Origin of the sequence: Shewanella sp. (assembly GCF_047975355.1) — a bacterium.
Lineage (GTDB): Bacteria > Pseudomonadota > Gammaproteobacteria > Enterobacterales > Shewanellaceae > Shewanella.
This window is the reverse complement of the sequence record NZ_JBKEDJ010000034.1, coordinates 37984-56247: the sequence shown is the minus strand read 5'-3', so window position 1 is coordinate 56247 and position 18264 is coordinate 37984. Positions and strand designations below refer to the sequence as shown.

The following is an 18264-nucleotide window of genomic DNA, read 5'->3' as shown; positions in this document are numbered from 1 at the left end:
GAACTTCCGCCCGCACCATCGATAACGCGCACTGTATAACGTTGATTGCGCGCATCTTGCGAATAAAGCACGTTACGCGGCGCACTTTGCAATACAGTATTGAATACCTGCTGACAGCTTGCATCCGTCATCGCAGTCGCATCGGTGCCAGAGGCACCCGTTGGATAACCAAAACGCGGGTCGAGGGATACTGCAGTGCCATCTAGAATCACACTGCTATTTTGGCGACCATCGACTTCCCATTGTGAACGAACAAAACTCACTGCGGTGGATAAACCACCCGCGACTCCGTCCACACTGGCATCTTCGGCATCATCGGTGACATTTAAAAAACGAGGGATCGCGGTGGCGGCCAACAGACCCAAAATTACGATCACTATGACCAGTTCAATCAATGAAAAACCATCTTGCTTAGTCTTCATTAGTCTCTCCCTATCTTGATGAAAGTCCATTCTAACAGCTAAATCAGTTTAAAAAAGCCCGTTACTTAACAATATTTTAGGAAGACGTCAAAAAAATGACCCTGCCAGAGTAGAGTTGATAGCCGATACTGTCCCCATTTTTTGAGCGATAACGGCAGCTATTATCTTTAGCAAAATACGAGCCGATAAGGGATTCGTCACCCGCCCCTTGGCCCATTAAATGATGCCATAATACCTGACAACTTTGGTCATCAAGATGGCTAGGTTGTGGCCAGCCCTGCGCATTCATGAGCACAGATGTTTGCTCATTATTTGCACTTTGCTCGCTAAACACTTCCCAATCTAGTCGCATTTCTTGTGGTTTGCCAAGGGAAAGCCATTGGGAACGCACCATAGCCAACACATTTAAGAAGCGAGTATGTTCTAACTCCACATTACGGGCGGCAAGTTGTGGCATAGTCGCAAAATATTTAAATCCAATCACCGCGAGAATAATCAGGATCAAGGTCAGGCTAACGAGTCGCCCATAAACCCGTAATAGATCGCTTTCTGCCTTCTGCTGGCTCTGCATCTATTTGATCCTAATAACGTTAAATTCTCGACTCGGCATTACTTCCCGCCTTTGACTACGTTGAGCATATCCCACATCGGCAGATAAATGCCTAAAGCCAACACCAACACGATCGCAGCTACAATGCCAATCAAAATCGGCTCTAACTTAGCGGTGAGATTTTTAAGATCATAGTCGACCTCACCTTCGTAAAAATCGGCGGCATCATTTAACAGTTGATCAATTTGTCCGGTTTCTTCGCCTACCGCGACCATTTGCAATACTAGTGGCGTAAACAATTTACTCTGATTCGATACCCTCAGCATGGACTCGCCAGACTCAATGCCGCGGCGCATCCCAACAATTTTGTCGTGCATATAAGCATTGTCCACCGCATCGGCGACCAGACTAAGCGCCTGCGTCATCGGCACCCCAGCGCTGAGCATCATCGAAAAACTGCGACAATAACGGGATAGTGTCGAACGCTCAATAATCGAGCCCACGGCTGGGATGTGTAATTTCCACTGGTCCCATTGTTTCTCACCTTTTTCTGTATGGTGCCAGTAACGGATCCCGATAATAGTCCCGAGTAAAATAACCAGCATTAAAGGCCAGTAGTTCACAAATAAGTTTGATGTGCCGATTAACACCTTAGTCGCCCAAGGCAAGTCGGCACCGAAGCGAGCAAACATCTCGGCAAATTTCGGGATCACCATGATATTTAAAATCACCATGGCCAACGCGATGGCAATCAATACAAATATGGGGTAACGCATCGCAGCTTTAATCCGCCGGCGAGTTTCCTGCTCACGTTCGATATAACCCGAGAGCTGTATAAAAGCATCCTCTAACTTACCGGTGTTTTCCCCTACATGAACCATAGAAACAAAAAGAGAATCGAACACATCTGGATGTTGGTTCATGGCCGATGACAGCGGACGCCCCGCGGTTAACTGCTCTGAAATATCATTCAGCGCATCCTTCATCCGTTGGGAATGAGCGGTTTCAGATAAGCCAGCAATGGCCCGCAGAATTGGGATCCCCGAGCGCGTTAGCGAATACATTTGCCGGGTAAAAATTTGCAGCTCATCCAAGCCGACTTTGCGTTTGAACAACTGGGCCAGCGTAAAGGACTTGGCTTCCTTCGCGACTTTGACTTCTAACGGGATAATGCCACGGGATAACAGCAGATCGGCGGCGGCACTTTCGGAGGTGGCATCGAGCTGCCCCGTTACGGCCTGACCTTGTCCACTGCGTCCACGGTATTGATAAACCGGCATAATTACGCCTCAACGCCTTGCTGACTGATAATATCCCGTGAGAGTGGCACCTGTGACTCACTCACATCCTCAACAAGCTTAGCCACCTCTTCAATGGTCGTCATGCCCTCGCTCAAATATTGCAGTGCCGACTCGGCAAGCGGGGTAAAATTCGGGCTTTGCAGTGCCGCACGGGCAAAATCCTGTGGATTACCGGTACGCATCGCATCTATCATCTTTTCGTCCAATTCGAGGATCTCAAAAATACCGATACGGCCGCGATAACCACTGCCGTTACAGCTTTGACACCCAGTACCAATGCGGAACTTGGCCGATGAAAAATCCTGACGACTCACACTATTCAACCAGGCTTTTTCCTGCGCTGTGGGCTGATATTCCACGCCACAGTTATGGCAAACGCGGCGCACTAAGCGCTGGGCAATAATCACCCTTAGCGCACTCGCCACTAAGTAACTGGCGGCGCCCATATCGAGCAAACGAAGCGCGCTAGTCACCGCATCGTTAGTGTGCAATGTGGATAACACAAAGTGACCTGTAAGTGCGCCCCTAAGACCAATCTCCACCGTTTCTTGGTCGCGCATCTCACCGACCATGATGATGTCCGGGTCTTGACGCAAGGTGGTACGCAGCACGTTCGAAAAATCGAGTCCAATCTTATGGTTAACTTGAACTTGGTTGATCCTTGGCAATTGGTATTCGACCGGATCTTCTACCGTGATAATTTTGCGATCCGCAGTATTGAGCTCACTTAAGATGCCATACAAGGTGGTGGTTTTACCGCTACCCGTAGGCCCAGTCACCAGCAACATGCCGTGAGGACGTTTAATCTGCTTACGAATACGCGCCAAAATATGCGGCGGCATCCCAGTTTCGTTTAAGGTCAACAAGCCTGCGGATTGGTCGAGTAGACGCATCACCACAGATTCGCCGTGGTAAATCGGCATGGTCGACATACGCACGTCAATCTTGTGGCCTTTAATTTCCATATGGAAACGTCCGTCCTGCGGCAGACGTTTTTCAGAAATATCCAGCCCAGCCATAAGCTTAAGGCGCAATACTAAAGCCGCAGCAATATTGACCTCATTTAGAATGGTCTCGTGTAACTGACCATCGATACGTTGACGGATCCGCAGCACCTTTTCGCCGGGCTCAATATGAATATCCGAGGCACGCATTTGCACCGCGTCTTCAAAAATCGACTGCAGCAGCTTAACCACTGTGGTTTCATTATCGCTATCGCTCGAAGTCAGGCTCGCCAGATCAAACATTTGATCTGCGGCATATTCCTCTTCGAGCTTACCGGCGATTTGCGCGATTTGGTCGGTGCGGCGATACAGGTTATCGAAGGCTTGCAGTAATTGTTGCTCGGGTGCGACCGCGACACTGAGCTTTTTCGGTGCGATTAAAATTTCTAAATGGTCGAGCGCCTGTAAGTCTGCCGGGTCGCTCATTGCGACCAATACAGTGTCGTCCCTATCTTCGACCGCAAGTGCGCGAAAACGCCGAGCTTGCACCTCAGGAATAAGGCTTACCACTTCGGCTGGGATGGGGCGTTTGCTGATATCCAGCAGCGGCAAATTTAACTGCTGCGACAAAAATTGCAGTAATTGGGTTTCGGTAATAGAGCGCAGCTCAATCAGGGTGCGGCCGAGTTTATGCCCTGTCTTACGCTGCTCACCTAAGGCTTGTTGTAGCTGCTCTTCGGTAATAATCGATTCTTGAACTAACAGATCGCCCAAACGCATCTTTAATCTGGGTTTCATTGGCTATCTCCTAGTTGTTGTAAACGTTGTTCAATAAAAGCCGTGGCTTGGGTCGACAGGCCTGCATAACTTAAGGCGGTGCGATAGGCCTGACTAGCGGGGCCGAATTGCTGCTGCGAATCGAGGGCGTAGGCTAATCCCATCCACCATTTCGCCTGCTGCGGCTCCTGCAGCAATAACTTGCGATAAACCTGTTCAGCCAAGCTAAATTGCCCCTGCTTTTGGGCTAAATCCGTTTGTGCTAACCACTTTTGTCGCGCCAAGTTATGGCTATCGGGGATTTGAGCAAGGCTAGCAAGAGCCGAATCTGTCTCACCCATAGCATGTTGCACCCTGGCCAATAGCAAAGCAAATTCAAACTCTTGCGGATAAAGCAATCGTCCCTGCGCTAACACTTCGGCCGCTTGAGCAAGCTCGCCTTGGCCATAGTGCAGCGCCGCTAGTTGTTTTCGCTCCTCATGTAAGCTCGGATCGAGCTTGAGCGCTTTAGCATAGTAATCCATAGCCTTAAGCAACTGACCTTGCTTTTCGGCGTCTGCCGCCAACACTAACTGCTTTTGCGCGAGTTGGTTTGGTGAAAGTATGACTTCCATGACCGCCATTTGCCCTGTTGGCGAAGTTTGGGACGAAGCTTTAGTCACAACAGACGCGGCCTGCTCACTCGCTCTGACCTCTGTTTGGGTTAGTTTAACTTCACTCTGGCTTGCGTTAATTTTTGCTTGATTGGCTTTAGCCGCAACCGACTCTGTTACCTGTTCGCTCTTTGGCTCAACGGGTGCAGCGTTAACACGGGGAGGTTGAGCAACACTTGGGGCTGACGCTGACATATCTTTTGCTGGAGCGTCTGTTGACGACGGACTCGCTTGCGCCGCCTCAGCACTTGGCTCAGTCGGCGTAGTCTTTACCGTTTCCTCTAGGCGAACATCGGCCTGTGGACTTGCTTTATCCGGCTGAGTTTGCGTACTCGCCACAGGATTTGTACCGTTATCCGCGAGGCTCCTTGAGTCGTGCATAGCCTGAAAGGCATAAACCGACAAACCACCCACAAGCAGTGACACTAAGCTGATAGCTAACCATTTGCGCGATGTATTTGGACGCCCTAAATACTGCGCCTGATGCACAGCAACATTACTGAAAGTGTGCCCCTGCTGGCGCTTATCGAGATCCTGCAACATCTTATTGATTACGCTCATGCGACGCCTCCCCACAACTGTTGCAGGTTAACGCCAGAAACCAACAATGCCCCAATAGCCACTGCACATGCTATCAGTGCGATCGCAATATAGGTCGGCAACTTTTGCGAGCCGCGACTGACATCTTCGGTATCTTGTATCGCGTCCTTAATGTGGGACATATGCACTTGCGTTGCCCCTTCGCCAAAACTGAGCATCAAGGCTTTGTGGGCTAAAATGTTGATCAATCTGGGAATGCCACGTGATGCCGCGGCAATCTTGCGAGTGAGCTTAGGGCCAAATAACGCTTGTCCCGCATACCCTGCCACCGCAAGGCGGTAACGAATGTAGGCATCGGTTTCATCCCAGGTTAACGGCCGCAGACTGTAGCTAAAAGTAATGCGTTGCCGCAGTTGTCTAAAGGCTTGGCGCTTTAATCGCTCATCTAATTCGGGCTGACCAAAGAGCACCACTTGCAACAGTTTACGACTCTCGGTTTCAAGATTGGTAAAGAGCCGCAGCGCTTCGAGGCTTTCATCGGGCAAGGCCTGTGCTTCGTCCAGTACCAATACGATGGCGTGCCCATGGGCGCTCAGGGCGAGTAATTGTTGCTGGATAAGTCCGGTGAGTTGCTGCTGGTCAATGTCGCTGGTGTACTTTAACCCAAGCTCATTGGCTACCGCCCAGCGCAGCTCGGCGGGGCTGAGATAAGGATTGGGAAGATACGCACAATGGAAGCCCTGCGGCAGCTCGTTAATCAACTTACGGCAGATTAAGGTTTTGCCCGTGCCCACTTCGCCGGTGACTTTAATAAAGCCCTCCCCGGTTTGTAGGGCGGTCTGCAACACTTGCAGCGCCTCTACGTGCGGGGATAACCCGAAAAAAAATCCGGTATTAGGTGTTAACGAAAATGGCGTTTGGCTGAGTCCAAAGTGCTTCAAATACATGAAAGCTTACTTATTTTCTGGATACCAACGGTCGAGTAAGGTCTTAGAACGCTCTAACTCGTTTTTCCAAGTATCATTACCCACTACAGTCGGCTTTAGCATAATAATCAGCTCGGTTTTCTTCTTCTGCATGCTGCGATTTTTAAATAATTCGCCAACAAGTGGAATATCACCGAGTAGCGGCACTTGAGAAACCACCTCGGTATTCTCGCTCTTCATCAAACCACCGATCACCACCACATCGCCCGAAGCCGCGCGGATAACGGTATCGGATTCGCGGATCTCGCTCTGTGCCAGCGGTAGCTCTAAGGATTCGCTGCTGACCTTAATGTCCTTGGTTTGTTCTTTAACATCGATAACAGAAGGATGAACATGGAGTAACACATTGCCGTCTTTATCGATTTGCGGTGTCACATCCAAGGCTATGCCCGAGAAGAAGGGTGTTAACTCCACCTGAGGCGTAGTCACAGGCGTAGTGCCCGCCACTGTGGTCGATGACACGTCAGTCACAAAATATTCATCGGTGCCGACTTTGATCACCGCCTTTTGGTTGTTCGATGCCGTGACCCTTGGACTGGACAACACGTCCACATCGCCTTGGGTATCGAGCAGGCTAATCATGGTATTGAAATCCGAGCCTTTAATGCTTAAGGAAGTCACTCCACCAAGAGAAGCGGTGATTTGATCGCTCAAGCCCGCGCCCGCAGAGGTGCCAAAATTAATATTGGTATTTCCCACATGCCCCAGCACATTTTCCCACTGAATACCTTGCTGATAACCATCAGATAAAGTGACTTCGAGGATCTTCGCTTCGAGGATCACCTGGCGTTGCAGATGGCTTTCTGCGGAATTTAAAAAGGCACGTACTTGGCGAAGCTCATTAGGATAGGCACGAATAGTCACTAAACCAGCTTGCGGCGTCACCACCACCTGACGACCACCGCTGGTATCGCCGATGATAGCGCTTAAGGTTTCTTTCAACTCGCCCCAAAAATCGGTCTTAGTGCGCGAGCGAATAAAGGTGCCGTTAGTGCTATCGCTGCTGTTATTGTTGCCATAATTGCCGTTGTTGGAATTGTTATTGTCGCTATTGTTGCCAAAGTTTCCGTTGTTGGAGTTGCTATTGGAGTTATTGTTATTCGAGTTGTTATTGTCGGAGATCCGGCCCGAGCTTACTGAGGTCAACGACAGGCCATCACGCTCCATATATAAGTAATTTAACGGGAAAGTCTCGGTCCGCATGCCAGCAGGGAATACGCGCAGGATGCGCCCTTCACGACTCACCTCATAACCATAAATATCTTCCACCACTTGAATAGCTTCACTCAGGGTCACGCCCTTTAGTGACAATGAAATCGTGCCCTGCACATCGGGATGCACGGCCACACTAAACGGCGTGCCCTGCACTAGACTGGGGAAAAACACTCTGGCATCCACATCGTGGGCTGACACATCGATGCGACGCTCAGTCTCCATCGGCGGGGTTAAACCGCCCATCATGGCATTGGCGTTCAGCTCGCGCTGCACCGCATCTGGCATAGTGGCTGGTGGTGGAGGGGGCGGTTGAGTCGCGGTTTGCATCGAGGCGGCCAGTGCTTCCTTTGAGGCAACGGGTTGTGGTCTATCCGTGGTTTGGCAAGCCACAAGGCAAAGTGAGAGTAGAGGTGTAATATATTTAATGGCAGTCATCTGAGTGTTATTCCCTATCTCTCTATTATTGCTTGAAATAATGCTAATTTCCGTCCGTCAGACAAAGACACCGACGAGGGGGTGATACGCACCACTTTGACCCCTTGGATGCTGTCTCCCACGGACACAATTTTATTATTAATTACGGCATAGGCCGTGTTGCCCGAGCTGACGATGCTATTGAGCACTAGGGCTTGATTTTGGTTCTGAGTCACGGCGCCAGCGGCCGGATAACCTTTACCGGGCAAAGTGGGGTCCCTTAAGCTTTCAGCCGACACTTGGGCCGACATCCCCAATAATGCGATGAAAATATAAGGCTTATTTAGCAACACTGATAAAGTCCTTATTAATACTCAAGGTATATAGCTCGATATCGATTTTCCCTTTAGGGTAATCGGCCACTTTATAGTCGAGTCGTTTCCAATAAAGTTTGTCGGGCATGGCCTCTACCGCTTCAACAAAACGCAGCACGGAGAAATAATCCCCCTCCAAGCTCATGCGTATTCCATGGCTGTAGAGATTGAGCTTTTTCTCTTCGCCCACGGCAAGGAGTGGCACGGGCGCAACCGAGGTAAACTTAAGTAATTTAATGCCTTGAACCTGCCCAAGCAGATTACCCAGCAGCTCAGGCATATAATCGGCGGGCACCATATCGACCATCTGCTCGTTGAGCTGAGCATCAATCTCTTGATTCTGTTGCTGCAACATGTTTAAACGCTGGCGATAGTCCTGGTTAGGGTCCATAGCCAATCGCTGCTGATATAAATCAATCTGTTGCACCGAGATCTTATTTTCTTGCTCTAACGCCTTCAATTGCAGCGCCGTCGAATACTGTTGTTTCCAAAACGACTCGATAGGCATATAGGCCAACATAGCGACCAGCACTAACACGGCGACAGTAATAAGCCCCCGCTCACGCTGACTGAGTGCATCAAACTTTTGCGCTAACTGTTCAAATTGGGCTTTCATCGCGTGCGCTCCTCTGGGGTCTCACTCGTCAGTGTGAAAGCCAGCGGTTTATCCTCGCCACGATCCATGGTCATAGACGAAAAAGCCTGACCTTTTAAGGTATTGGTGGTCTTCAACTTACCCACCCACTGTGGAATGCTCTGCGGATGATCGGCAAAGCCTTCAAACATAAAGTGCTGCTCGTTAATCACAATATGGTTCAGCCAAACACTCGCATCGGCCACCATAGCCAAATCCTTCAACACAGGTGCAAAGCCTCGGCTGGTGAGGGACGAACGCAGTGCTAATTCGCTCATTAATAATTGTTTTAACTCGAGCTGCTGTGACTCTAACTCGACGCGCGCGACTAACTCCGGATCGGGTTTACGGGTGGCAATTTGTGCCTCAAGCTCCGCCTTTTGTTGATCGAATTGCTGTTTTTGCGTAGAAGCTTGGCTTAGCGCCCGCTGAGACTCGGCCGATTGCCAATAACTAAAGGCCGCGAGTATGGCGCAGACCAGTACCAAGCCTAAGGTATAAGTCATTAATTTCGCGAAGGTTAAAGTCTGCTTTGGGGGTAATAATGCCGCAGAATATAGATTGACTCTCGATTTTATCACTCGGCACCTCGTGAAAGTTCACTAAAGGCTAATCCCGCCATGCTCGCGCCCACGGCACGCTTATTCACGACATTAACGGCTTGGTTAAAATTAGCCGATACTAACTTAGCCAAGGCATCCACGGCGCCGTCGGCAAATAATTCAATTGACGCGACTGGAGGCTGACGCAGTTGACTCTCAAAGTAATCCATAGACCGCTGTATTTCTAAGCTTAAGTTATCCGCCAAGCCGTAATTCAACTCATCTACTTCGGCCTTATCGAGTTCACTAAACCCCCGCACTCGGCGCTGCATATAGAGCTGGCCCTGTTTGACCACGGTTAACAGCAACTCTTGTCCTGTGTGATGGCTCACCACTAATCGCGCCTGATTATTATCGTTAAACAGGTTGGTCATGGCTAATTCTTCGATGCTAATGCCTAGCACACTTAAGCCCTGATCGCTGATGGCTTGCACCATAGCACGTAAGTTGTCTTTATCGACCACGACCACATTCAGTTTATTGCTCGGCAGGGGGGACTCAAAATAATCCAAGTGAATCTGCGGCACAGGGATAGTGGCCATGTCTTTGATAGACCAAAGCAAAGCTTGGGATAATTCGTCACTATCGACATTGGGTTTATCGGCCACAAGCAATTGATAACGGCCACTGCCGAGGACAATTTGTAAGGAGGCATGGGGAAAGGCATTGGCAAGTTTGGCAAAGGCCTGTTGCCATTGGTTTTGTTGCAGTTCATAGGAAACCCATTGTTCTGCAAGACTTTCAGTCGCGGGTGCATAGACCCATAGCTTATCGGCACAGACATATACACCGAGCGCCGAGCCAGCTTGTTTGGCTCGCCAAAAGGCCAACCGAGCAAAAAGTCCTTTATCCATAAAAATGCCTGTCTTCCGATAAAGTTAAAGCTTGAGTCATAAGAGCGCGAATAACAAACGTCCAAAACGGGATCAGGATAATGTTCACCAAAATGAGAAATGTGAAACCCATCATCCCTAGCGTCATAATTTTGGCACAGGCTAGTTTAGCCGCTAATCTGTGAATTTTATAGAGAAATCCTACATTTCGGCCCCATTCTTCCACAGCGATCACATACGGCAAGGGAAAAAATGCTCGCTATTGCACCTCAATAGGGTCACTAAAATAGGTGCCCTGCGCCATACCCACGCCGAGGATTTGCAGGGTTTGCCATTCCTCAAAGACTTCAATGCCCTCGGCGCACACTTGCACTTCGGTGCGATACAAGCCACCGATAAGACTACGAATAAACAATTGATTTTCAGGGCGTAAATGAATGTGTCGCACTATCGACCTATGCAGTTTTATCATGTCGAAGTGGCATTCACGAATATAGTAAGTGCCCACCACCTGCTGCCCAACATGGTCGACACACAGACGCGCCCCCATCTTACGGATCATATCCAGCTTTGGCTTAAGTTTATCTTGGTGCTGGATAACTATGTCCTCGGACACCTCAAAAATCAGCTGTGGCGTCAGGTGGCGATATTCGAGCAAAGTGGTTTTAAGCCACTGAGTAAAGGCACGGCTCATTAAGGTATCTAGGCTCAAGTTCACACTATAAACTTGATTTTTATGCTGCTCTTGCGCCAATAAGCAAAGTACTCGCTCAATCATCTGCCGCTCAATCTGGGGCATCAAACCACATTTGTTGGCCATGGGAATAAAAAGTGTTGCCCGCACTAACGCGCCCTGATTATCCCGCGCCCGGGTAAAGACTTCCTTGTGATGCTCAACACCGTCAGAGTCCATCACAGGCTGACTAAAAGGATAAAAACGCCTTTGAACTAAGGCATTTTCTAAGAAGCTACGCCAACGCACTGAGCCTTTAGCAAACTCTTCATCAATGGCGCCCTTATCGTACATAAACCAATTACTGTTACCTTGTAACTGTGCGGCACGTAAGGCCATGTCGGCTTCATCGAGCAACTGATTAACATTATCCCCCGCAGTAAAGTAAGCGCAGCCTAAGTGGTAAAAGTTGTCTTGATTCTCCACGTCATCGGGCAAAGGTTGACTCAAACAGACTTTCAGCAGTTTACTGGCGAGCTGATCTGCCTCAATCAAAGACACATGGGGCACGACAATCGCAAATTGATTATGGGAGCGGCGTGCAAAAATGCTGTTGGGTAACGTCTGCAAAATAGAGTTAATGCTGTTCACTGTCGCATGGAGTAACTCTTTAACCGCGCTCTCCCCTTTGGCCTGTTGCAGTAAATCGAGGTCATCCATCTCCAACAGATAAATCACCCCATGGGCCACCATGCCTTGGTCATGACTCAAGGCATCGAGACGGTTGTTTAAAAATAGCCGATTACCGATACGGGTTTGTGCATCTAAAAAGGTGTTTGAGCGAATAAATTTATCGAAACGGCCGCGTTCTTTGTGGGCGTCCTGCAATTCTTCAAGTAGCTTAGTTAAGGCCCGGTTGATAAGTCTTGGCTTACCATTGCCGGGGGTCGCGAGAGCCTGCTCATGCTTACCTTGCAAAATCAGTCGGCTACGCTGGGCAAGTTCTTCAATACCATCCAACTGCTGCGAAAACCATACATGGCCAAAACGCACTAGAGCGATCACCGCCAGCAAGCCCACGCCTAAAATGAGCAGCTCATACCAACTAACACTGTAATGCTCAAAGGGCTGTGGCAGCGTGAGGGTCATGTTGAGCCCCGACTGAGGATCGAGCAAATGGGTATACACCATGGCATTTTGCGTATTCACATTGCCCTGATAGGCGAAGAGCACTTCACTCTTCATGGTTAAACGGAATTCAACGGCGTTATACGCTAGCAGCATCGGAGGCAACCAAGACTCTAATTCCCAATCGGGTTGAGTTTGATAATGTTCAATTAGTAGGGACTCAAGCTCAGACACTTTCTGCTGTTGAAACTTATAGGTCAACTGCACAAAGCTCATCATGGCGCTGAGTAAAAAGACAAAGGCGATAGCGGCCAAAGACATTAACCAAAAACTGGTCAATTTAGTAGTTAACATTCGAGTGAATTTCATCGATCCGCTATCCTGCTGGATTATTATAATTATCGGTGCACTCTTAACACGAGTTCAACAAATGCTGCCAAGATTATTCAGTAGCATACGCTAAAAGGCAACCAAGGATTGGTTTTCAAAGCCTCTAAAAAGAATTCAGATTGCATAAGTTTAATCTAGAGTAAAAACAAAAAAGAGGCTATTTAGCCTCTTTTTTGTTAATCAACTTAGCGCTTAATCCGCATAGTGTGGCAGCGTAGTGATAGCTGCAACACCCGAATCAATCGCAGCTTGTGCAACCGCACGGGCTACACGAGGTAACAAGCGTGGATCCATTGGTTTAGGCAGCACATATTCAGGGCCAAAACTTAATGAACTCACCTTTGGATAAGCCTTAAGTACGCTCGCAGGTACCTCTTCTTTCGCTAATCCAGCAATCGCATGTACTGCGGCTACTTTCATCTCGTCGTTAATGCAAGATGCACGCACATCCAAGGCGCCACGGAAAATGAATGGGAAGCACAGCACGTTATTCACTTGGTTTGGATAATCGCTGCGGCCAGTACCCATGATTAAATCGCTGCGCGTTGTGTGAGCAAGCTCAGGTTTGATTTCAGGATCTGGGTTCGAGCAGGCAAAAATCACCGGCTTATCCGCCATCATGGCCACTTCTTCGGCACCAATCACGTTCGGGCCAGATAAACCTAAGAATACGTCGGCACCTTTAATCACATCTTGCAAGGTGCGCTTGCCGGTATCGTTAGCAAACAAGGCTTTATATTCATTCAGATCGGTACGACTGGTATGGATAACACCTTTAGTGTCTAACATATAAATGTTGGCACGGTTTGCACCACACTTAACCAGCATGGTCATACAGGCAATTGCAGCAGCACCCGCTCCCATACACACAAAAGTGGCATCACTAATGAGTTTTCCTTGGATTTCTAAGGCGTTGATCATACCCGCTGCGGTCACAATGGCGGTGCCGTGCTGATCATCGTGGAACACGGGCACATTACAACGCTCAATCAATTCGCGCTCGATAACAAAGCACTCTGGCGCCTTGATGTCTTCGAGGTTAATCCCACCAAAGGTGCCAGCGATAGCCGCAACTGTGTTAATGAACTCTTCAGGGGTGTTGTGGGTCACTTCGATATCGGTCGAGTCGATATTTGCAAAGTGTTTAAACAACAGAGCCTTACCTTCCATCACGGGTTTTGATGCTAATGGGCCTAAGTTACCTAACCCCAGAATCGCTGTGCCGTTGGTGATAACAGCGACTGTGTTACCTTTGTTGGTGTAACGATATGCATTGTCAGGATTAGCGGCAATTTCACGTACCGGTTCAGCTACACCTGGGCTATAGGCTAGTGCGAGGTCATGGCTCGTTTCAGCAGGTTTAGTGAGGCAGACTGCGGTTTTACCGGGAACGGGGAATTCATGATAATCGAGTGCTTGTTGACGAATATCTGACATTTTAACATCCTGAAATGCGACATTTATAAGTATGGAAGTAAGGCCGACCAACCCAAGATCACCTCATTTACGGGCGATTTAAACAGTGTGGCAGGTCGGGGTAAGATACGCCAATTGGGTAAATTTTTAAATAAGATATTGAGAAATTTCGCCTTTGCGACAGATTTATCTCTCTAAGCCAAGTTTTATAAACTTATCTCTGCCAAGAAAGGATGATTATCTGTTTAAATTTGTAGAAAACAAACGAACATAACCCGCTAAAACAATGAAAAAACGCTTAACAAAACCAAAAATATTGACTAAATTACAATAGTGATAGTTAACTGCGTTATCTTATAGTTAATTGCTATAAATAAGTCAATTTATGCAGTTTTAGGCAGTCATAAAGTGACTTTGATGCTTTTTTAAGTGAAGTCGTACCAGAAAGATAGAAAAGTAGCGATTTTGTGCCAGAGAACCAGAAAGCAAAAAGGCGCCATAGGCGCCTTTTGGAGAAACATTGCTAATGCAATTATTTCTTGCCAAGCATACCGAAACGCTTGTTGAACTTGTCGATACGACCGCCTGTATCAACAACTTTTTGTGTACCTGTGTAGAATGGGTGACATGCACCACAAACGTCTAAGTGCAGGTCTTTACCAGCAGTAGAGTTTACTTTGATTACGTTGCCACAAGTACAGTTTGCAGTGATTACTGCATATTCTGGGTGGATACCTGGTTTCATTGGGATTACCTCAAATGTAAGGCCATGTCGCTCTTCCAACCCGAAGTCGGACACCACATGCAGTTAATAACGATATGTTAGGGCGCAGAATAGTACAGTATCACCTACGCGGATACAAGTAGATTATCTGAGCATTTTCACGATAATCTACTTGCTCGCAAACATTTATCTCCCCGCCTCTCTATCCTCGAAACTTGTCTTAGCCGCCTGCGCTTCGGGATAGCGCGCAAGTATCTCAGCCGATGGGCAATGGAGAGTGGCATCTTTCTTCAACGCGTTAATTCGATTCTTCGAAAATGCCTTAGGGTTGGCATCATGAATCGCCAACATAGCGCCATATACACTCACTTGCCATTTCGGGGCATAACGATTGGCAATGCGCCATAGGGTCTCGTTGTGATAATCCAACATACACTCACCCGAGTTTGTTGCATTGGCGTTTGTCGAACTTACCACCTTAACCTCGGTTGCAGTTGCTTCGGCAGCCTTAACTTCGTGCGCATCAACCGCAGCCTTGCTCTTGTCGACTTTTGATACATCAGCAGACGCTTGTGCAACCGCCAGCTCTCTCGCGGCTTTTGTTGTCGACGGCTCTGGTGTAGACATATCAGATTTAGATGGCTCAGATTTAACCTCAGCAGATGCCGCTACCGACGAACTCGAGGTGGATGATACTTTCGCATCAGGCTTATCCTCTGGGAAAGTAAATCCAGAGGTGCGAGGTGCAGCAGCGACCTCTGCCGTCAACGCAGCCACAACGACGGGTGCAACGGGAGCAACATCAGCTTCAGCGGTGACTAAATTCACCTCTTGCACAACCTTAGTTGATTTAACTGGGGTTTTGTCACTTTTAGCAGAGCTTGCCACCAACTGACTTGTCTCGGCTGTGGCCGCTTTACTCGATTTCACAACCGCCGTTTTTGCTTGCGATACTGAAGACGTCGCAGAGGAAGCATTATCAAACAGCGGCAGATTTTTCACTTCATACCAACGGTCGACACGATACTCGCGCACTAACAGCCGTGCCTTGGGGTCGGTCACATCCTCCACACCTGTTAGCAAAACCAAGAAACGGTTAAGCTGCTCGGCCATGAGTTTTTCTTCACCGCCTGACTGCTGCACCGCAAATTCAAGCCGCGTCATATCCTGATTATCGGTGATCACATTGACGCGCATTTTGGGGTAAGCGCCCAATTCAAACATGCGGCTATTGACACTCACATGGGAAACTTGCGCCTGCACACATGCGCTACACACTAAGGCGAATAGTCCTAATGATTTCGCTATTTTAGTCATTTACTTACTCTCAACTATCCTTGGATAAACTGTCATTAGGACTAGCCCTCGCTAGCCGTGCTGAGTACACTAAACCTCATTTCCCTTAAGACTCGACCTGCATATGTCACTGTTTGTTGAAGTTGCGTTACCTGTGCCTATGCGGCAAAACTTTACCTATCGAGTCGATACCGCTGAGCAAGGTGAGGAAAGCGCTCAAGAGCCTCAGATTGGTATAAGAGTAAAAGTCCCCTTTGGACGCCAGCAACTGATTGGCCTTGTCACCGCCATCACCGACAGCTGCGATCTAGCACCTACGCAACTTAAATCTGTCATAGAGTTTATTGATGACGCGCCCTTATTGCCAGAATCGCTTTATAAATTAACCCTCTGGGCCGCAAGATATTACTTTTGCAGCCAAGGGCAAATGCTGACACAGGCGCTCCCCGTGGCGCTGCGTAAAGGGCTCGATGCCGCGCCGCAAAAAATTCAGTACTGGCAAATCACAGAGCTGGGCAGCAATATTGCGCCTGAGACATTAAAACGCGCCCCGGCTCAGAAACGCTTACTCGAACGCTTACAGCAAACCAGCCTGACGCAAGAAGATGTCATCAGTTTAGAACTGAATAAAGCCGCGCTCAAAACCTTAGAGGATAAGGGCTGGATTGCCAGACACGAGAAACTCGCCGAGCTCAATCTCGATTGGCGCAGCCAACTGGAACTCGATGAAGCCCCCCATAGACTCAATAAGGAACAAGCAGTTGCCGTCACCCTGCTCACCCAACAGCAAGGATACCACTGCACTCTGCTCGAGGGCATTACCGGTTCGGGTAAAACCGAGGTCTATTTAGCCGTACTCGAACATATCCTTAAGCAAGGTAAGCAAGCGCTGATCCTCGTACCCGAGATTGGCCTAACACCGCAAACCATTAATCGTTTTAAGCGCCGCTTTAAAGTCAATGTGGCCGTGCTGCATTCGGGGCTGACCGACAACCAGCGCCTCGAAGCTTGGCGACAGGCTCGCTGCGGCCAAGCCGCCATCATCATTGGCACCCGCTCTGCCCTGTTTACGCCCATGGCTTTTCCCGGCGTAATCATCCTAGATGAAGAACACGACAGCAGCTTTAAACAGCAAGAAGGCGTGGGCTATCACGCCCGCGACCTCGCCGTGATGCGCGGACATTTAGAATCGATCCCGGTGATTTTAGGTTCGGCGACGCCCTCGTTAGAAACCCTGCAGAACGCCCTCAGTGGTCGCTATCATCATCTGCAACTCGGAGAACGAGCGGGTAATGCGAAAAAAGTACGCCAAGGGATTATCGATATCAAAAACCTGCCCCTCAAGGCGGGGATGTCGGCGCCACTCATCAACGAAATCCGCAGCCATTTAGAGGCAGGGAATCAGGTATTACTGTTTTTGAACCGCCGCGGCTTTGCCCCAGCACTGCTGTGCCACGAGTGTGGGCACTTACACGAGTGTGATCGCTGCGATGCGTTTTTTACTGTACATCAATCCCTTGGCGAGATCCGCTGCCACCACTGTGGCAACCAATATGCCATTCCAAGGCAGTGCCACAATTGCGGCAGTACTATGTTGATGGGCCAAGGTATAGGCACAGAACAACTCGCCGAAGCACTGCAACAGGAGTTCCCGAAATATCCCGTGGTGCGAATCGATCGTGATACCACCCGCCTTAAAGGCTCGCTCGAAAGCCACTTAAGCGCAATTCATAAGGGCGAGTACAAGATCTTGGTCGGCACTCAAATGCTTGCCAAAGGGCACCACTTTCCAGATGTGACCTTAGTGGGATTACTGGATGTCGATGGCGCGCTCTTTAGCGCCGACTTTAGGGCGCCAGAGCGCTTCGGCCAGCTCTATACCCAAGTGGCGGGTCGCGCTGGCCGTGCCAATAAACCCGGCACTGTATTGCTGCAAACTCACCAGAGTGATAACCCGATACTGAGGGATTTGCTCCACCGGGGTTATGGCGAGTTTGCCCGCAGCCAATTAAAGGAGCGGCAAATGGCGCTGCTGCCTCCAGCGTGGCACATGGTGCTGGTGCGCGCAGAAGCTCACTCCGCCGTGGACGCCGATAACTTTCTTAATGCGTTTGCAGCGCTACTGCCCCAAGATAAAGAGTTTGAAATCATCGGCCCAATGCCAGCGCCACTCGACAGAAAAGCCGGTAAGTTTCGCCGTCAATTGATGTTTCAAGCCAAGCACAGGCATAGATTACAACAAGAATTTGAGCGTATTTATCCCCTAATCGAACAGCTGCCGGAGGCCAAACGTTGCCGCTGGAGCCTGGATAGAGATCCGCAGGATCTGTTGTGATTCAATAATTTGATAAAAAATCATCGGGAAGATAGCAATTAGTCACCACAAACGGCT

16 protein-coding genes are annotated in these 18264 nt (G+C 49.0%); 1 reads left to right on the top strand and 15 read right to left on the bottom strand.

The window, feature by feature from the left end; translation table 11 throughout:
* The 15 genes from ACK5NH_RS11420 to ACK5NH_RS11350 form a co-directional block, all read right to left on the bottom strand.
* On the bottom strand, window positions 1-422 hold a 422-nt coding region (locus ACK5NH_RS11420), incomplete at its 3' end, for a pilin (RefSeq protein ID WP_416920193.1).
* Between the two features lie 76 nt (window positions 423-498).
* Window positions 499-993 carry an MSHA biogenesis protein MshF gene (locus tag ACK5NH_RS11415; protein WP_416920191.1) on the bottom strand — a complete coding sequence of 165 codons (495 nt, stop codon included), beginning with the start codon at window positions 991-993 and terminating at the stop codon, window positions 499-501.
* Window positions 994-1031: 38 nt separating this feature from the next.
* Window positions 1032-2252, bottom strand: a complete 1221-nt coding sequence (locus tag ACK5NH_RS11410) for a type II secretion system F family protein (RefSeq protein ID WP_416920189.1) — start codon at window positions 2250-2252, stop codon at window positions 1032-1034.
* A gap of 2 nt (window positions 2253-2254) precedes the next feature.
* Window positions 2255-4015 (bottom strand): GspE/PulE family protein, encoded by a 1761-nt coding sequence (locus ACK5NH_RS11405; protein ID WP_416920188.1) that lies wholly within the window; start codon window positions 4013-4015, stop codon window positions 2255-2257.
* Window positions 4012-5208, bottom strand: coding sequence for a tetratricopeptide repeat protein (locus ACK5NH_RS11400; protein WP_416920186.1), 1197 nt, complete (start codon window positions 5206-5208; stop codon window positions 4012-4014). The genes ACK5NH_RS11405 and ACK5NH_RS11400 overlap by 4 nt, the downstream gene beginning before the upstream one ends.
* A complete protein-coding gene (locus ACK5NH_RS11395) occupies window positions 5205-6134 on the bottom strand; it encodes an ExeA family protein (protein WP_416920184.1) in 930 nt (309 codons plus the stop codon). Before ACK5NH_RS11395 ends, ACK5NH_RS11400 begins: the two co-directional genes overlap by 4 nt.
* Before the next feature lie 6 nt (window positions 6135-6140).
* Window positions 6141-7823 carry a pilus (MSHA type) biogenesis protein MshL gene (mshL, locus tag ACK5NH_RS11390; RefSeq protein ID WP_416920182.1) on the bottom strand — a complete coding sequence of 561 codons (1683 nt, stop codon included), beginning with the start codon at window positions 7821-7823 and terminating at the stop codon, window positions 6141-6143.
* A 14-nt stretch (window positions 7824-7837) separates the two neighbouring features.
* Window positions 7838-8155, bottom strand: a complete 318-nt coding sequence (locus ACK5NH_RS11385; RefSeq protein ID WP_416920180.1) for an MSHA biogenesis protein MshK — start codon at window positions 8153-8155, stop codon at window positions 7838-7840.
* Entirely contained in the window at window positions 8142-8792 is a 651-nt protein-coding gene (locus ACK5NH_RS11380; RefSeq protein WP_416920178.1) for an MSHA biogenesis protein MshJ, read from the bottom strand. Before ACK5NH_RS11380 ends, ACK5NH_RS11385 begins: the two co-directional genes overlap by 14 nt.
* Window positions 8789-9391, bottom strand: a complete 603-nt coding sequence (locus ACK5NH_RS11375; protein ID WP_416920176.1) for a PilN domain-containing protein — start codon at window positions 9389-9391, stop codon at window positions 8789-8791. Before ACK5NH_RS11375 ends, ACK5NH_RS11380 begins: the two co-directional genes overlap by 4 nt.
* The gene (locus ACK5NH_RS11370) at window positions 9388-10266 is read right to left on the bottom strand and encodes an MSHA biogenesis protein MshI (RefSeq protein WP_416920175.1); all 879 of its coding nucleotides are present in this window, start codon (window positions 10264-10266) and stop codon (window positions 9388-9390) included. Before ACK5NH_RS11370 ends, ACK5NH_RS11375 begins: the two co-directional genes overlap by 4 nt.
* Before the next feature lie 238 nt (window positions 10267-10504).
* Complete coding sequence (gene csrD / locus ACK5NH_RS11365) at window positions 10505-12415, bottom strand: RNase E specificity factor CsrD (protein ID WP_416920173.1); 1911 nt, start codon at window positions 12413-12415, stop codon at window positions 10505-10507.
* 213 nt (window positions 12416-12628) lie between these two features.
* On the bottom strand, window positions 12629-13873 hold the full coding sequence (locus ACK5NH_RS11360; protein ID WP_416920171.1) for a malic enzyme-like NAD(P)-binding protein: 1245 nt from the start codon (window positions 13871-13873) through the stop codon (window positions 12629-12631).
* Window positions 13874-14384: 511 nt separating this feature from the next.
* Window positions 14385-14597: a 50S ribosomal protein L31 gene (rpmE, locus tag ACK5NH_RS11355; RefSeq protein ID WP_011624224.1), complete on the bottom strand. Its 213-nt coding sequence runs from the start codon at window positions 14595-14597 to the stop codon at window positions 14385-14387.
* Window positions 14598-14762: 165 nt separating this feature from the next.
* Complete coding sequence (locus ACK5NH_RS11350) at window positions 14763-15893, bottom strand: FimV/HubP family polar landmark protein (protein ID WP_416920168.1); 1131 nt, start codon at window positions 15891-15893, stop codon at window positions 14763-14765.
* A 103-nt stretch (window positions 15894-15996) separates the two neighbouring features.
* Between ACK5NH_RS11350 and priA the strand changes: the two genes are divergently transcribed.
* On the top strand, window positions 15997-18207 hold the full coding sequence (gene priA, locus ACK5NH_RS11345) for a primosomal protein N' (protein WP_416920166.1): 2211 nt from the start codon (window positions 15997-15999) through the stop codon (window positions 18205-18207).
* Window positions 18208-18264 lie beyond the last annotated feature (57 nt).

Bases quoted from the DNA above. Each gene is read 5' to 3' on its own strand.
- ACK5NH_RS11415 (WP_416920191.1), bottom strand. From the start codon at position 993: ATGCAGAGCCAGCAGAAGGCAGAAAGCGATCTATTACGGGTTTATGGG.
- ACK5NH_RS11410 (WP_416920189.1), bottom strand. From the start codon at position 2,252: ATGCCGGTTTATCAATACCGTGGACGCAGTGGACAAGGTCAGGCCGTA.
- ACK5NH_RS11405 (WP_416920188.1), bottom strand. From the start codon at position 4,015: ATGAAACCCAGATTAAAGATGCGTTTGGGCGATCTGTTAGTTCAAGAA.
- ACK5NH_RS11400 (WP_416920186.1), bottom strand. From the start codon at position 5,208: ATGAGCGTAATCAATAAGATGTTGCAGGATCTCGATAAGCGCCAGCAG.
- ACK5NH_RS11395 (WP_416920184.1), bottom strand. From the start codon at position 6,134: ATGTATTTGAAGCACTTTGGACTCAGCCAAACGCCATTTTCGTTAACA.
- mshL (WP_416920182.1), bottom strand. From the start codon at position 7,823: ATGACTGCCATTAAATATATTACACCTCTACTCTCACTTTGCCTTGTG.
- ACK5NH_RS11380 (WP_416920178.1), bottom strand. From the start codon at position 8,792: ATGAAAGCCCAATTTGAACAGTTAGCGCAAAAGTTTGATGCACTCAGT.
- ACK5NH_RS11370 (WP_416920175.1), bottom strand. From the start codon at position 10,266: ATGGATAAAGGACTTTTTGCTCGGTTGGCCTTTTGGCGAGCCAAACAA.
- csrD (WP_416920173.1), bottom strand. From the start codon at position 12,415: ATGAAATTCACTCGAATGTTAACTACTAAATTGACCAGTTTTTGGTTA.
- ACK5NH_RS11360 (WP_416920171.1), bottom strand. From the start codon at position 13,873: ATGTCAGATATTCGTCAACAAGCACTCGATTATCATGAATTCCCCGTT.
- rpmE (WP_011624224.1), bottom strand. From the start codon at position 14,597: ATGAAACCAGGTATCCACCCAGAATATGCAGTAATCACTGCAAACTGT.
- ACK5NH_RS11350 (WP_416920168.1), bottom strand. From the start codon at position 15,893: ATGACTAAAATAGCGAAATCATTAGGACTATTCGCCTTAGTGTGTAGC.
- priA (WP_416920166.1), top strand. From the start codon at position 15,997: ATGTCACTGTTTGTTGAAGTTGCGTTACCTGTGCCTATGCGGCAAAAC.